At 66.2% G+C, this 15,715-nt stretch carries 13 protein-coding genes and 1 pseudogene; 5 read left to right on the top strand and 9 right to left on the bottom strand.

The genetic code is table 11. The annotated features are described in order from the left end of the window. The first annotated feature begins 143 nt into the window (after positions 1–143). From NB3_RS06300 to NB3_RS06285, 4 genes and pseudogenes are all read left to right on the top strand, one after another. Positions 144–377, top strand: coding sequence for a redoxin NrdH (locus NB3_RS06300; RefSeq protein ID WP_039799742.1), 234 nt, complete (start codon positions 144–146; stop codon positions 375–377). 61 nt (positions 378–438) lie between these two features. Beyond that, positions 439–900, top strand: a complete 462-nt coding sequence (nrdI, locus tag NB3_RS06295) for a class Ib ribonucleoside-diphosphate reductase assembly flavoprotein NrdI (RefSeq protein ID WP_067798461.1) — start codon at positions 439–441, stop codon at positions 898–900. Positions 901–932: 32 nt separating this feature from the next. Beyond that, positions 933–4,268 (top strand): annotated as a pseudogene (gene nrdE / locus NB3_RS06290) (class 1b ribonucleoside-diphosphate reductase subunit alpha); the annotation flags it as partial. A gap of 209 nt (positions 4,269–4,477) precedes the next feature. Further along, on the top strand, positions 4,478–5,293 hold the full coding sequence (locus tag NB3_RS06285; protein WP_218020533.1) for an SAM-dependent methyltransferase: 816 nt from the start codon (positions 4,478–4,480) through the stop codon (positions 5,291–5,293). Between the two features lie 72 nt (positions 5,294–5,365). Here the strand turns inward: NB3_RS06285 and NB3_RS06280 are convergent, their stop codons facing one another. The 7 genes from NB3_RS06280 to NB3_RS06250 all read right to left on the bottom strand — a co-directional run bounded on the left by NB3_RS06280 (position 5,366) and on the right by NB3_RS06250 (position 11,348). Next, positions 5,366–6,358: an LLM class F420-dependent oxidoreductase gene (locus tag NB3_RS06280; protein ID WP_067797827.1), complete on the bottom strand. Its 993-nt coding sequence runs from the start codon at positions 6,356–6,358 to the stop codon at positions 5,366–5,368. A 203-nt stretch (positions 6,359–6,561) separates the two neighbouring features. Next, positions 6,562–7,029, bottom strand: coding sequence for a type II toxin-antitoxin system VapC family toxin (locus tag NB3_RS06275; RefSeq protein WP_067797824.1), 468 nt, complete (start codon positions 7,027–7,029; stop codon positions 6,562–6,564). Next, positions 7,019–7,288: a type II toxin-antitoxin system Phd/YefM family antitoxin gene (locus NB3_RS06270; RefSeq protein WP_067797822.1), complete on the bottom strand. Its 270-nt coding sequence runs from the start codon at positions 7,286–7,288 to the stop codon at positions 7,019–7,021. The genes NB3_RS06275 and NB3_RS06270 overlap by 11 nt, the downstream gene beginning before the upstream one ends. A 124-nt stretch (positions 7,289–7,412) precedes the next feature. Continuing rightward, entirely contained in the window at positions 7,413–8,360 is a 948-nt protein-coding gene (locus NB3_RS06265; RefSeq protein ID WP_067797819.1) for a TauD/TfdA dioxygenase family protein, read from the bottom strand. 168 nt (positions 8,361–8,528) lie between these two features. Continuing rightward, positions 8,529–9,419 (bottom strand): ABC transporter permease, encoded by an 891-nt coding sequence (locus NB3_RS06260; protein WP_067797817.1) that lies wholly within the window; start codon positions 9,417–9,419, stop codon positions 8,529–8,531. Continuing rightward, a complete protein-coding gene (locus tag NB3_RS06255) occupies positions 9,412–10,269 on the bottom strand; it encodes an ABC transporter ATP-binding protein (protein WP_067797814.1) in 858 nt (285 codons plus the stop codon). The genes NB3_RS06260 and NB3_RS06255 overlap by 8 nt, the downstream gene beginning before the upstream one ends. Continuing rightward, entirely contained in the window at positions 10,266–11,348 is a 1,083-nt protein-coding gene (locus NB3_RS06250; protein WP_067797811.1) for an ABC transporter substrate-binding protein, read from the bottom strand. The genes NB3_RS06255 and NB3_RS06250 overlap by 4 nt, the downstream gene beginning before the upstream one ends. Positions 11,349–12,046: 698 nt before the next feature. Between NB3_RS06250 and mgtE the strand changes: the two genes are divergently transcribed. Continuing rightward, positions 12,047–13,411: a magnesium transporter gene (mgtE, locus tag NB3_RS06245; RefSeq protein WP_067797808.1), complete on the top strand. Its 1,365-nt coding sequence runs from the start codon at positions 12,047–12,049 to the stop codon at positions 13,409–13,411. Between the two features lie 166 nt (positions 13,412–13,577). Here the strand turns inward: mgtE and nrdF are convergent, their stop codons facing one another. After that, positions 13,578–14,540: a class 1b ribonucleoside-diphosphate reductase subunit beta gene (nrdF, locus tag NB3_RS06240; protein WP_067797805.1), complete on the bottom strand. Its 963-nt coding sequence runs from the start codon at positions 14,538–14,540 to the stop codon at positions 13,578–13,580. 223 nt (positions 14,541–14,763) lie between these two features. Further along, a complete protein-coding gene (locus NB3_RS06235; RefSeq protein ID WP_157111596.1) occupies positions 14,764–15,639 on the bottom strand; it encodes a peptidase associated/transthyretin-like domain-containing protein in 876 nt (291 codons plus the stop codon). Between the last annotated feature and the right edge of the window lie 76 nt (positions 15,640–15,715).

Below are 15,715 nucleotides of genomic sequence, written 5' to 3'. Positions count from 1 at the left end.
AAGACGGCTGGAGACCTCGCTCGGCACAGGTGGCTGATCAGGGGATTCGGGCTCGGATCCAGGAGTTTGCGCAGCATACGTCGGATCGTGCATTGCATACGGATCACAGGCTGTGGATCAGGCACAAGGAGAGAGGGATACCAATGACCGTCACCGTGTACACCAAGCCCGCTTGCGTCCAGTGCAACGCCACCTACAAGGCCCTCGACAAGGCCGGGGTGGACTACGAGGTCATCGACATCTCGGAGAACGACGAGGCGCGTGACTACGTCATGGCACTCGGGTACCTGCAGGCGCCGGTCGTGGTGGCCGGAGACGATCACTGGTCGGGCTTCCGGCCCGACCGCATCAAGTCGCTCGCGACCGTGGCGGCCTGACGCGCATCCGGTTCATCCGATGGGCGAGCGCCGCGGCGCTCCCGAAAAGGGGAAGGCGACCATGTCGGAGACGACGGCGCTGGTCTACTTCTCCAGCGCTTCGGAGAACACGCATCGCTTCGTCGAGAAGCTGGGCCTCCCGGCGACTCGCATACCACTGCACACCGCCGACTCACTGCGCGTCGACCGTCCGTACGTGCTGATCGTCCCCACCTATGGGGGCGGTCGGCCCGTGCTGGGTGGCGATCGTTCCGACAAGGACTTCGTGCCCAGGCAGGTCGCCAAGTTCCTCAACGATCCGCACAACCGCGCGCTGCTGCGCGGGGTGATCGCGGCGGGCAACACGAACTTCGGCGACACCTTCTGCTATGCGGGCGAACTCATCGCGCGCAAGTGCGGGGTGCCGTACCTGTACCGCTTCGAACTCATGGGAACCGCTGAGGACGTCGAACGCGTCCGAGAGGGATTGGGATTGTTTTGGCAACAGCAACGACAGCACCGGCCGGAAAGACAGCTCGCTTAGAGCAGCCCCCGGTGCGCGGCGGCGACGCGGGCGAGGTCCTCGACTACCACGCTCTCAACGCGATGCTGAACCTGTACGGTCCGAACGGGGAGATCCAGTTCGACAAGGACCGTGAGGCCGCCCACCAGTACTTCTTGCAGCACGTCAATCAGAACACCGTCTTCTTCCACAACCTGGACGAGAAGCTGGACTACCTGATCGACGAGAACTACTACGAGGCCGAGGTACTCGAGCAGTACAGCCGCGAGTTCATCAAGAAGCTGTTCCAGCAGGCGTACGCCAAGAAGTTCCGGTTCCCCACCTTCCTCGGCGCGTTCAAGTACTACACCTCGTACACGCTGAAGACCTTCGACGGCAAGCGTTACCTGGAGCGGTTCGAGGACCGGGTGTGCATGGTCGCGCTCACGCTCGCCGCCGGTGACGAGGCGCTGGCGAGCAAGCTGGTCGACGAGATCATCGACGGCCGTTTCCAGCCGGCCACCCCGACCTTCCTGAACTCGGGCAAGAAGCAGCGCGGCGAGCCGGTGTCGTGCTTCCCGGCGGGTACACCGGTGGACACGATCGACGGTCCACGCGCCATCGAGACGCTGAAGCCGGGTGACCGGGTCTTGTCCCACGACGGTTCCTACCGTGCGGTCGAGGCGCTGATCGAGAATCCCAACCACCAAGCGTTGGTCTCGATTTCACACTTCGGCCACAAGGAGCCGATCCGATGCACCCCTGAGCATCCGATCCTGGTGTGGACCACCCGTGAGGTCGACACGCTCATCGACGCGGACGGCGCCGACCCGTTCAACGGTTTCGTGTGGCTGGCCGCGCGGGACGTGCACCCGACCGACTTCATCGTGACCACCGCGCCGCTGGGCGAACGGGACCGGCGCGTGTTCGACCTCATGGAGCACACCGGCGAAGGTGTGTACGAAGAGGTCGACGGGCTGATCCAGAAGGTGAACACCGACGCCAAGCACCGCAATAAGCAGCGCCACAACCAGCGTTTCGTAGCGGTCAACCGCTTTGTCGAGGAATCCTACGAACTCGGCCTCATCCTCGGCTGGTATCTGGCCGAAGGCCACGTGTCCAAGCGGTCGACCGACGTGAGCGTGCCCAACGGCGTACATTTCACCCTCGGCGCGCATGAGGTCGAATACCACGTCGAACTCGGCATGGCATTCAAGCAGGTGTTCGGGGTCGATCTGTCCTTGCACACCAACCACTCCGATCACTCCACCCGGATGGTGTGCAACAGCAAGATCGTCGCATCGCTGCTGTTGTCCTTGGCTGGGACGGGTTATGGCACCAAACGATTGAGCGGTGATGCGCTCACCGCCGACGAGGACTTCCAACGAGGCCTGCTGGCCGGGCTGTTCCGCGGCGATGGTTGCAGCACATCAGGCGGCATGATGCTCGACCTGGTCAACCCCGAGCTCATCGACCAGGTGCAGCTGATCCTGCGCCGCCTCGGCATCGTGTCGGTCGTCCGTAGCTACGTCAACCGGGCGGGCAAAACGACCGGCCAGGTATTCGTCCCCGGCCTGCCGGGCAACAACGAAGACTTCATCTTCGACATCGGCAAGAACCTGTACAACTACGTCGGCCGCAAAGGCACGAAGCGTGCGACGTACCAGGTCGTGCACGGTCGCCAGGTATACGGCGTGCGCGCTGTCGAGCACACCACCGAGATCCCGGAGAAGGTGTACAACCTCCACGTCGAGGACACCCACACCTACTCGATCCGCGGTACGGTCGTCCACAATTGCTTCCTGTTGCGCATCGAGGACAACATGGAGTCGATCGGGCGCTCGATCAACTCCGCGTTGCAGCTGTCCAAGCGCGGCGGCGGGGTCGCCCTGCTGCTGAGCAACATTCGTGAGCACGGTGCGCCGATCAAGAAGATCGAGAACCAGAGTTCGGGCGTCATCCCGATCATGAAGCTGCTCGAGGACTCGTTCTCCTACGCCAACCAGCTCGGCGCGCGCCAAGGCGCGGGCGCGGTCTACCTGCACGCGCACCACCCCGACATCTACCGATTCCTGGACACCAAGCGGGAGAACGCGGACGAGAAGATCCGCATCAAGACGCTGTCGCTGGGCGTGGTCATCCCGGACATCACCTTCGAGCTGGCCAAGAAGAACGAGGACATGTACCTGTTCTCGCCCTACGACGTGGAGCGCATCTACGGCAAGCCGTTCGCCGACATCGACGTCACCGAGAAGTACTACGAGATGGTCGACGACAAGCGCATCCGCAAGTCGAAGATCAAGGCGCGCGAGTTCTTCCAGACCATCGCCGAGCTGCAGTTCGAGTCGGGCTACCCGTACATCATGTTCGAGGACACGGTGAACCGGGCCAACCCGATCGCGGGCAAGATCACCCACTCCAACCTGTGCTCGGAGATCCTGCAGGTCTCCACGCCGTCGGAGTTCAACGACGACCTGTCGTATGCCAAGGTGGGCAAGGACATCTCCTGCAACCTCGGCTCGCTGAACATCGCCAAGACGATGGACTCGCCCGACTTCGCGCAGACCATCGAGGTGGCCATCCGAGCGCTGACGGCGGTGTCGGACCAGACCCACATCTACTCGGTGCCGTCCATCGAGCAGGGCAACAACTCCTCGCACGCCATCGGCCTCGGGCAGATGAACCTGCACGGCTACCTGGCGCGCGAACGGATCCACTACGGGTCCGACGAGGGCATCGACTTCACGAACATCTACTTCTACACCGTGGTGTACCACGCGCTCCGCGCCTCGAACCGGATCGCGATCGAGCGCGGCACCTACTTCGGCGGCTTCCCCGAATCGAAGTACGCCAGCGGCGAGTACTTCGACAAGTACACCGATCAGGTGTGGGAGCCGAAGACCGAGCGCGTCCGGCAGCTGTTCGCCGACGCGGGCGTGCACATCCCGACCCAGGACGACTGGCGCGAGCTGAAGGCCTCGGTCATGGAGCACGGCATCTACAACCAGAACCTGCAGGCGGTGCCGCCGACCGGGTCGATCTCCTACATCAACCACTCCACCAGCTCCATCCACCCGGTGGCGTCGAAGATCGAGATCCGCAAGGAAGGCAAGATCGGGCGCGTCTACTATCCGGCGCCCTACATGACCAACGACAACCTCGAGTACTACGAGGACGCCTACGAGATCGGCTACGAGAAGATCATCGACACCTACGCCGCGGCCACCCAGCACGTGGACCAGGGCCTGTCGCTGACGCTGTTCTTCAAGGACTCGGCCACCACCCGCGACCTCAACCGCGCCCAGATCTACGCCTGGCGCAAGGGCATCAAGACCCTTTACTACATCCGGCTGCGCCAGATGGCGCTGGAGGGAACCGAAGTCGAGGGTTGCGTCTCCTGCATGCTGTAGTTCGTTGACGAAGACGGTGACGCGTCCCGTGCGGCGGGAAGCGTCACCGTCTTCTGCTGCTCAGGGCCGAGGGGTTTCGCGGTCGAGCGGCACAGTCGGCAGGTGGGCAACCGCCACAAGCCGGTCCCGGGCCGCCGTCTACGTGCGGTGCGGCGTTCGCTTCTGGAATAGGCTGGGGCAGAAGCAATCCGGTAGTGATGGGAACCAGGATGACCGATCTCGGCGGCAAGCCGCTCAAGCCGATTCACGACGCGAGCGTGCCGAGCAGCGCACGGATATACGACTACGTCCTCGGCGGGAAAGACCACTACCAGGTGGATCGGGACGCGGCCGAGAAAGTGATCGCGGCGTTTCCCACCACTCGGGTCGCGGCCCGGCAGAACCGGCAGTTCATGCACCGCGCGGTGAACGCGCTCACCGCGCTGGGCGTGACGCAGTTCCTCGACGTCGGCACCGGTATCCCCACCGAGCCGAACCTGCACCAGGTGGCGCAGGCGCCGGCGCCGGAAGCGCGGGTGGTCTACGTGGACAACGACCCGATCGTGTTGTCCCATGCCCGCGCTTTGCTCACGGGCACGCCGGAGGGACGCACCGCCTACGTCGACGCCGACCTGAAGGATCCCCGGGCGATCCTGTCCGCGTCCGAACTGCTCGAGACCCTGGATCTGGAGCGTCCGGTAGCGCTGAGCTTGGTCGCCGTGCTGCACTTCCTGTCCGACGATGACGACCCCTACGGAATCGTCGAGACATTGCTGGATGCCCTTTCGCCGGGTTCCTTCCTCGTGATCTCGCATGTCACCGCTGACCTGGAACCGGAGATGATGACCGACGCATTGAACGTGTACCGGCAAAGCGGTGTCTATGCCCAGACCCGCACCCGGGACGAATTCGCCCGATTTTTCACCGGGTTGGAACTACTGGATCCAGGGATCGTCGCCAGCAACCAATGGCGACCGCAGGGCGAGTCACCGTCCTGGCTCGACTCGCAGGTCAACTGCTGGGCCGCGGTCGGCCGCAAGGTGTGAGAGTTCGTCCGCGGGGTGGTGCCCGGGGCAGGGGTTCGCGGGGCTCAGCCGCCGCGGCCCCTGCCCAAGGGATCAGCTCAGGGCCGGGAGCACTTCCCGTTCGAAGAGTTCGATGCCGGAGGTGTCGTAGGCGGATTCGGGGAAGTTGAAGATGGCGTAGCCGAGGCCGAGGTCGCGGACGCGGAGCAAGTGCTCGGTGATCTGCTCGGGGGTGCCGGTGGTGGCGCCGCTGCCGTACAGCTGCTCGAAGTAGGACTTGGTCGCGTCGGGGCCGATGACGGGCGTCAGGCGGGCTTTCAGCGCCGCGATGCGCTCCTCGACTTCGGCCTCGGTGGCGCCGATGACGACATTGAAGTTGGAGCTGCGGACGATCGCGTCGAAGTCGGTGCCGACGTCGGCGCAGTGCGCGCGCAGCACTTCGGACTTGTGGGTGAACTCGTCGGGATTGCCGCTGAAGTTGGTGTACTGGGCGTACTTCGCGGCGATGCGCAGCGTCTTCTTCTCGCCGCCGCCCGCGATCCAGAGCGGAATTCCGTTCTGCTGCAAGGGGAGTGGACGCACGATGGCGCCGTCCACCTGGTAGTACCTGCCGTCGAGGGTGGCCGAACCCGTTGTCCACGCCTGCCGGAAGATCTGCACGCCTTCGTCGAGGCGGCCCAGACGTTCGCCCGCGGAGGGGAAGCCGTAGCCGTAGGCGCGCCACTCGTGTTCGTACCAGCCACCGCCGATGCCCATCTCGACGCGTCCGCCGGAGATCAGGTCGACCGTCGCGGCCACCTTCGCCAGGTAGGCCGGGTTGCGGTAGCTGATCGCGGTACACATCTGGCCGAGGCGCACGCGCGAGGTGGTCGCGGCGAACGCCGACATCAGCGTCCACGCTTCGTGCGTCGCCTCCTCGGTGGGCACCGGCACGGTGTGGAAGTGGTCGTACACCCACAGCGACTCCCACGCCGGGTTGGCATCGGCGCGCTGGGCGAGGTCTCGCATCACCCCCCACTGGTCCGCCGGGTCGATGCCGACCAGATCGAGCCGCCAGCCCTGCGGAATGAAGATGCCGAAGCGCACGAATATCTCCTTCGTGTGTACCCGAACCGCCGCGGCGATCGCCGCGGCTTCCGTACCTCACTGTTACCAGTCCACCGCGGTCTGGCAACCGTTCGGCGCTCGGCGCACCGAATTCCGCGCCCGCATCCGCTCGCCGCCGACCGCGAATGAACGTGGCCTTCGCGCATGTGCCCGACCGCTCGAGAGACGTTCGTGTTCGACGCTCAGCGGGTTGCCAGGTCGGTCGGCACTTCCGGGCGTGTCACAGCGACCACGGTCAATAGGTGGTCCAATCCTCGGAAGTCATCCGGGTTCGTCGTGAACAGCGGCAGCTCTTCGGCGATCGCCACGGCGGCGATCATCAGATCGGCGACTCGGCGACGAGGTTTGCGCCCGGCGCTGATGACGCCCGCGCAGACCCTGCCGTAGATTCGCGCTGCTTCCACGCCGAATGGGATCGGGTCGAATTCGTTCTCGGCGCGCTGGAGCACGTCCAGGCGGCGGGCGCGCTCGACGTGTTCGTCATAGGCGTCTTGCTCGTCGTTGCGCCGGACCTCATGCGGTCCGGCCGACAGTTCCGCCAAGGTGATCGCGCTGATCGCCATCGCTTCGGGCAGTTGCTCGGGATCGATCCATCTGCGCAGGATCATGATGTTGGTGTCGAGCAGCCCCTGCTCGAAATCAGCGGGCATACGGGTCGTCCGCTTCCTGTTCGGCCGTGGCGGCCTGGTCGGCGCGGAAGGCATCGATCGAGATGTTCGGCGCGCTGCGCGACATCGCCGCGAACTCTGCGCGGGAAACGAAGCGTCGGCGTCGGCGTAGTGGAATCAGTTCACCGATCTGATGTCCGTCTCGGGTGACAGTGAAGGCTTGCCCTCGCTGGACGGCATCCATGATCTCCTTCGACCGGTTTCGCAGGTCGCGCTGGGTGATCTCAGGCTGCGCAGGCATGGACTCATCGTATCAGCGGTGTGCCATGTGGTGCCACTTCGTGCCACCCCATGGCACGTGGGGCGGCGATAGCACGATATCGGCCGGGAGCGTGTGCGCCCGGCCGATATCGCCTGATCGGTGACTACGCGCCGGTGAACTTCGCTCCGGCCACGGACTTCGACGGCTGACCGTCGACGCCGACCGGGATGTCGCCCTCGAGGGTGGTGCGGTACAGCACCCGGGTGACATCGAGATGGTCCAGATCGCTGGGGGCGAGGTGCGCGGTGACCCGGTTGTCCCAGAACGCGAGGCTGCCCTTCTGCCAGCGGAAGCGGACCGTGTAGGCGGGGTGGGTGACCTCGTCGAACAGCAGCTTCAGCACCGCGTCGCTCTGGCTCGGGCTGAGCCCGACGATCCTGGTGGTGAAGCCGGGATTCACGAACAGCGCCCGCTCGCCGGTCACCGGGTGTACCCGGACCACCGGATGCTCGGTGATCAGCGGTGCGGCGGCGACCTTCTTCGCGTAGTCGCTCTCGGAGTCCCATGCGGGCCTGCTGCCGCCGAAGCGGTGCTCGGCACGCAGCCCCTCGACGAATCGCTTGAGCGACTCCGGGAGGTTCTCGTAGGCGGCCACGAGGTTGGTCCAGCCGGTGTCGCCGCCGCGCTCCGGGGCGATCTCGGCGCGCAGGATGGAGGCCGCGGGCGGGTTGATCAGCGCGGAGACATCGGTGTGCCAGTGGTTGGTGTAGCTGTGCTTGCGCACGCCGAACCGCTTCTCGTACAGCCTGCTGTCGACCGCGAGGATCTCCGGGTACTCCGTCGGCGCGTCGTCGTCGTAGGGGTGCGACGGCGTGACCGCGCCGAAGCGCCGGGAGAAGGCGATCTGCTGCGCGTGATCGATGTGCTGGTCGCGGAAGAACAGCACCTTGTAGGTGTGCAGGGCGTCGGTGATGGCCGCGACCTGCTGGTCGGTCAGCGGCTCACGCAGATCGACGCCGGAGATCTCGGCGCCGATGTGACCGGCGACGGGGGCGACGCGCACCGCGTCGTCGGTGGTGGTCGAGACGGGGGTTTCGTGTACTGCGGTCATCGGAAGAACTCATTTCGAACTAGCGGATCGGGCCGGCGTCAACCGGAGAGGCGGAGTCTGCGGCAGGGCGACAAGCGCTGCGGCAGACGCGCATGAAGTCGACGACGCGACGTTTGGTCAGCGCCTGCACGGCGACTGACTTCCTGGCACGACGCGGGCGGCCATGGCTCAGGACTCAGCCGGGGCGCGCCACCGCGACAGGCGGCGTTCGAGGGCGACCAGCAGGCCGTTGAAGGCCAGACCGAGCAGCGAGATCGCGAGGATGCCCGCGTACATGTTCGGGATCGCGAAGTTCTGCTGTGCGGCGGTGATCAGATAACCGAGCCCCGCCCTCGCCCCGAACATCTCGGCGGCCAGCAGCACGAGGATCGAACTGGCCGCGGCCATCCGCAGACCGGTGAAGATGGACGGCAGCGCCGCGGGCAGGATCACCTTCTGGAACAGCCGGATCGGCGAGAAACCGAGGGAGGCCGCCGATTTGACCAGCAGCGGATCGACGGTGCGCACGCCGGTGATGGTGTTCAGCAGGATCGGGAAGAAGCTCGCGTACACGACGATGGCGACCTTCGAGGTCTCTCCGATGCCGAGGATCAGCAGGAACACCGGCAGCAACGCCAGCGCGGCGGTGTTGCGGAACATTTCGAGGATCGGGTTCAGGAAGTCCGCGACCGGCTTGTACCAGGCGATCGCGATGCCCACCGGAATGCCGGCGACCAAGGCGAGCGAGTACCCGGCCAGCGAACGGCTCAGGCTCGCGGAGACGTGGGTCCACATCTCCCCGCTCGCCACCAGGTCGGCGAACGCCTGGGCGACCACCGAGAACGGTGGCAGGAACACCTCGTCCACCAGTCCCAGCGTCGGGGCGAGCTGCCACAGCAGCAGGAACAGGGCGATGACGACCGTCGGTTTGAACACCCGCCAGGCCAACCGGCTCACCGCGCGGACGGCTTGCGTCGCGGCGGTGGGCGCGGCCTCGGCCTCGCGCACCGGGGCGGGCCGGGCCGGCGCGGCGGCGCTTCCCCGTACCGGCCGCTCGCTCAGCTGAATGGCACTAGACATCGGCCGTCCTCTCGGTAATGGATTCGATCTCGGCCGTGTGGTCGGACAAGGACTCCAGTTCCAGGCTCGCGGCCCGCTGGACCTCGCTGTGCAGCAGCGTCCAGATCTCGTGGCGGTAGTCCCGGAAGCGCTGGGAGGAGCGGACGTCGTCGTCGGTGTCGCGGTCGATCTCGACGTCGACGATGGCCTTGATCCGGCCGGGCCGCGAGGTCAGCACGGCCACTCGCTGGCCGAGGTACACCGCCTCATCGATGCCGTGGGTGATGAACAGGACGGTCTTGCCGGTGGCCCGCCAGATGCGTAACAGCTCGTCCTGCAACGACTCCCGGGTCTGCGCGTCGAGCGCGGCGAACGGTTCGTCCATCAGCAGCACCTCGGGATCGAACGCCAGGCTGCGCGCGATCGCGACGCGCTGTTTCATGCCGCCGGACAGCTCGTGCGGGTAGCGGTCGCCGAAGCCGGACAACCCGACCAGCTCCAGGTAGTGCTCGGCGAGTGCGCGACGCTCCTTGCGGCGCAAACCCTTGGCCTCCAACCCGAATTCGATGTTGGCGCGGGCCGTCCGCCAGGGCAGCAGCGCGTACTGCTGGAAGACGATGCCGCGATCGAGGCCGGGGCCGGTGATCGGCCTGCCGTCCAGCAGGATCTCACCGGAGGTCGGTGTGCTCAGGCCGCCGAGCAGGTCCAGCAGCGTGGACTTGCCCGACCCGCTCGGGCCGACCAGCACGAGGAACTCGCCCTCGCGCAGTTCCAGCGAGATGTCCTGCAGGGCGGTGAACCGCTCCTGCGAGCCGCGCACCGCGAACTCCTTGCGCACCGCGGTGAGCGATAGTTTCGTCGCTGTGGTCATTTCGCGGCCACCACCTCTCCGGTCGGTCCCGCCTCCGGCTTGTACTTGCCGTTGGCGTAGGGGTTGAACTTGTTGGTGAACAGATCGGCTGCCTTCAACTTGCCGTTCGGCAGTTCGCCGTTGCGCACCAGCCAGTCGATCCAGATCTGCAGTTCCTTCTCCGCGACCACCCCGCCCGGCACCGGGATGCCGGAGCTGTGCCAGTACGGCACCAAGCTGGTGTTCTCGTTGCGGCCGCGCTTGCCGATGATCTGGACGAACCGTTCGCGCACCTGATCGCCCGGCGTCACCTGAAGCCAGCGGATCGCGCGCGCGGTGCCCTGCACGAAGTCCTCCACCGCTTCGGGATTCTTGGCGATGTAGTCGTTGCGGAAGACGTAGGTGCCGTAGTCGAACGTGCCGAAGATGGCTTTGTCGGTGTAGAGCGGGTGGATGCCGCCGCGCTGGACGGCGTTGTCGCGGAACACGCTACCCAAGGCCGCGACGTCGACCTGTCCCTTGCGCAGCGCCTCCTCGGTGTTGGCCGGGGGCACGACGATCAGCTGCACCTGCTTGATCTCGTCCTGGGTGAGGCCCTGCTGATGCAGCCACTCCCTGGTGATGAACTCGTGGTGCGCGCCCAGGGTGTTGAGCGCGACCTTCTTGCCGATCAGATCGCGCGCGGAGGTGATGCCGGAGTCGTCGCGCACGTAGTAGCCGGTGAACGATTGCTCGTCCGCGCCATAGGAACTGAGCACCGAGGTGACCTTCGCGCCGCCTGCGATCAGCTTGACCACCGCGCCGTTGAACGCGCTGCCGAATTCGACCTGGTTGGTCGCCGCCGCCTGGATATTGGCGGGGCCGCTGGTGGTATCGCCTTCCCAGTGCAAGCTGATCTTCGTGAAATAGCCCAGGTCGTCGGCTAGTTCGAAGGGACTGACCTGCCCGGTGGCACCCTGGTAGCGCAGCACGGTCTTGCCGTCGGCGGTCTTGGCGGGTGCGGACTCGCCGCAGCCGGTGAGCACGGACAGGCCGGTGACCACCGCTACGGCGGCGGAGAGAGCGCGGGCGACGCGCCGGGACGATGGGGGGAAAGGCATTGTTGTTCTTTCGAAGACGAGAAGACGCCGTGCGATGTGACGCCCGGCGTCCGGAGACACCACAGCGGGAGCGATGCGGCGGTGGACGACCGTGCGGGTTCCGGTCGGAGATGCGGGCCGCGATGCTTCAGCGGCAACAGATTCCGTGCGAAACGCGCATGAAGTCGACCGCGCGACGGCGGATCAAGGCGGTGGCTGTCGACACTTCGAGACTTCCGTGAGCTGAACTGGTGCGGGTAAGCGCCCGATGGTTCGGGGTACTTGCTTGGCACACACTGTCCCGGTTCCCAAGCATGGGAGCAACAGTTCGACGCCGACTGCGTATAACCCTGTCTTACGGCGGTCGATGGCCTATGAACGGGGGCGGGGGTTCGTGGTGTGGCGCGCGACGCGCCGACACCGGTGCGGAGCGGCATCGGTCACAGCGGTCCGTCGTAAGGTGATCATCGTCTCCGAAGCGATGTAAGCTGCACGAGGACGTTCTCGCGTCCCGTGATGTTGACCAGAACGGTGCGGATACCGAGATCCGCGGCCACGACGAGAGGGAGGTGGGGTAGCGATGCGCAGCGAACCTCCCAGTCGAAGGCCGCGCGGCGCCGCCCCTTCGCATTCCTGATCAGGTCGCGACGGCAGGGGCCGGCGCCCGCGGTGTGAATTTCGCGTTCTCCGTTCACTCACGCATGTGCTGAGGTCCTCTCATGTCGCAAACCGACATCATCGAAGTACGTCCGACGCTGTCCGAATCCCTGCAGGACATCGTCGAAACCCGTCGCGTGGACGCCGCGCTGGACTGGCTCGGCAACCACCCGCCGCACGTCATCGCCGATCAGCTCGCCCGGATGGACGCCGTGCGGGCCGGGATGGCGTTCCGCCTGCTCGACAAAGACCAGGCGCTGGCCGTCTTCGAAGAACTCGAACCGGTGGACCAGCAGCAGATCCTGCAAGGGCTGCGCGATCAGAGCTTCCGCGACCTGGTCGAGGGCATGGCGCCCGACGATCGCGCCCGCATGTTGCGCGAGGCGCCCGCCAAGGTCGCCAAGAAGGCGCTGGCCGGGCTGAGCCCGCGCGAGCGGCGGATGACCGCGAGCCTGCTCGGCTACCCGGAGGGCTCGGCGGGGCAGTACATGACGCCGGAGGTGGTGGCGCTGCCGCGCGACCTCACGGTGGCCGAGGCGCTCGGCATGGTGCGGGCCAAGGGCGGCAACGCCGAGACGGTGTACACGCTGCCGGTCGTCGACGCGGGCAGGCGTCTGACCGGCATCGTCGAGCTGCGCGAACTGGTGCTCAGCAAGCCGGAGACGATGGTGTCGGAACTGGTGGTCACCGAGCCCGCTTTCGCGCGCGCCACCGATGCCGCGGAGAAGGCGGCCCGTCTGATGCGCGAGACCAACGACATCAACCTGCCGGTGGTGGACAGCGAGGACCGGTTGGTCGGGCTGTTGACCATCGACGACGCGGTCGAGGTGATCGAGGCCGCCGACAGCGAGGACGTCGCGCTGCAGGCCGGGTCGGCGCCGTGGGAAGGCCACTACATGGCCGCCGGAGTGTTCCAGCTGGCCCGTTACCGCGCGCTGTGGCTGCTGCTGTTGCTGTTCGCGGCGACCCTCACGGTGAGCGTGACCGACTTCTTCGAAGGCACCTTGCAGCAGGCGGCGCATCTGGCGTTGTTCATCCCGCTGCTGATCGGCGCGGGCGGTAACGCGGGCGCGCAGGCCGCCACCGCCTGCGTGCGCGCGGTGGCGGTCGGCGAGGTCCGCGTGTCGGACCTGTTCCGGGTGATCTGGCGGGAATGTCGCGTCGGTCTGGTGCTCGGGTCACTGCTGGCGTCGGTCGGCCTGGCGATCGGCGCCCTGTTCGTCGGTCCGCGCATCGCGTTGGTCGTCGGCATCACCTTGGTGCTGATCTGCGGCTGGGCCGCCACCATCGGCGGCACCATGCCCCTGCTGGCCAAGAAGCTGCGCATCGATCCCGCGGTGGTCTCCGCGCCGATGGTCACCACCCTGGTCGACGCCACCGGCCTGATCATCTACTTCACGACGGCGAAACTGGTCTTGGGCATCTGAGGGCCCGACGCGGTCGACGATCATGGCCGGTCGACCGCGCGGAAGCCCGGGCCCTTACGGGAAGAGAGTCAGTACGCGGTCACCGACGGTGAACGCGGGAATCGGAGACAAGGCTGGGGTCCGGCAGTGCTGCCGGGCCCCGGTGTCTGTCACCCTAACCGATGGCTCAGAATTCCCAGTCCTCGTCCTCGGTGTTCACGGCCTTGCCGATGACGTAGCTGGAACCCGATCCGGAGAAGAAGTCGTGGTTCTCGTCGGCGTTGGGCGACAGGGCCGAGAGGATGGCCGGGTTCACCTCGGTCTCGTCCTTCGGGAACAGGCCCTCGTAGCCGAGGTTCATCAGCGCCTTGTTGGCGTTGTAGCGCAGGAACTTCTTGACGTCCTCGGTGAGACCGACCTCGTCGTAGAGGTCCTGGGTGTAGTCGACCTCGTTGTCGTAGAGCTCGAACAGCAGCTCGAAGGTGTAGTTCTTGAGTTCGTCGCGCTCGGCCTGGGTGACCAGCTCCAGGCCCTTCTGGTACTTGTAGCCGATGTAGTAGCCGTGCACCGCTTCGTCCCGGATGATCAGCCGGATCATGTCCGCGGTGTTGGTGAGCTTGGCCCGCGACGACCAGTGCATGGGCAGGTAGAACCCGGAGTAGAACAGGAAGCTCTCCAGCAGCGTCGAGGCCACCTTGCGCTTGAGCGGATCGTCGCCCCGGTAGTACTCCAGCACGATCTCGGCCTTGCGCTGGAGGTTGCGGTTCTCCTCCGACCAGCGGAACGCCTCGTCGATCTCGCGGGTGGAGCACAGCGTGGAGAAGATCGAGCTGTAGCTCTTGGCGTGCACCGACTCCATGAACGCGATATTGGTGAGCACCGCCTCTTCGTGCGGGGTGAGCGCGTCGGGGATCAGGCTCACTGCGCCGACCGTGCCCTGGATGGTGTCCAGCAGGGTCAGGCCGGTGAACACCCGCATGGTCAGCTGCTTCTCGTCGGCGGTCAGGGTGTTCCACGACGGAATGTCGTTGGAGACCGGGACCTTCTCCGGCAGCCAGAAGTTGCCGGTGAGCCGGTCCCAGACCTCGGCGTCCTTTTCGTCGGGCACCCGATTCCAGTTGATGGCCGACACCCGATCGATAAGCTTCATCCTGCCTCCACGCCTTTCCCGAGCACGCTGCCGTCACGGAATATCTACCCTCGGGACACTACTCCTTGTGGCCGACATGTCCGCTCAGCACAACACCTTGTGTCGCGGCGGCAGGCGTCCGACCGGCGGGAGACCGCTGGGACGCGCCGCGCGCGGCCCTTATTGTGCGGCACGCGCACGTGGGGGACCGCATCGGCACCGCCGTCACGGCGGCAGCCGCCGGTCACCGCTGCGGTCGGCCGCCGGGAGCGCCGCCGCCGGGCGCGCGCCCACCTTGCTGCGGCCCGGAACCGTTCCCCGACTGCGTGTTCTGCGACTTCTCGGCGACGCCGACGGTGAGCGCGACGCGCAGCCCGGAGGACGGCGTGCCGGTCACGGTGGCCAGTTCCGCGTCCCATCCGTCGCCGAAGACGTTGTCGGAGGCGAGCGTGACCTGCGAGAGATTGGTGACGCTGCGCGCGTAACCCGAATCGTGGGCGAAGACCGCATCGCAAGTGTCATGCGGCAGTGCGATCTGGGAGGTCAGGCGGGCGTTCTGGCCCGCAACGGCGGTCTCGAGCGAGTCGTAGACCTCGAAGTGGATGTGCGGCCACCGGCCCGAGTAGCAGGCCGGGAAGATCGAGGTGAAGATCACTTTGCCGTCCTCGCCCGCCACCTGGACGCCGCGCAGATAGTTCTGCTCGGTGACACCGCTGCTGTAGAGCGAATAGTTGCCGTCGCGGTCGCAGTGCCAGACGTACACCGCCATGCCCGCTCCGGCGGCGCCGTTCTTCGCCAAGTCGCGCAGCGTCAGTTCGAGCGTCATCGGGACGCCTTGCGCGACACCGGAGTAGGATCCGAACGAGCTGGTGATGTCGCTGCGCACCACGCCGGACTCGACGAGGATGTTGGGTCCGTTCGACCCGTCGCCCGGGTACGGTCCCGCGGTCTCCTGGGGGGCGGCGGCGGTGGCGCCGGATTGCGTGGTGGTGGATGCGGCGGCGGTCGTCGTGGCCGCGGTGTCGTCCGACGCCGACGCGCAACTGGCCGCGACCGCCGCCGCGCCCGCGCTCGCCCCGAGGAAGAACAGGGCGCGCCGCCGGGGCATCAGCACTTTCATGTCGTGTGCGAGGCCGAGATCGTGCTCGTGCACCTCATCGCGTCGTGCGCTCACTGTCCGTCCTTTCGATCGCCGA

Origin of the sequence: Nocardia beijingensis NBRC 16342 (genome assembly GCF_001612785.1) — a bacterium.
Taxonomy (GTDB): domain Bacteria; phylum Actinomycetota; class Actinomycetes; order Mycobacteriales; family Mycobacteriaceae; genus Nocardia; species Nocardia beijingensis.
This window is presented reverse-complemented; position numbering and strand designations above follow the sequence as displayed.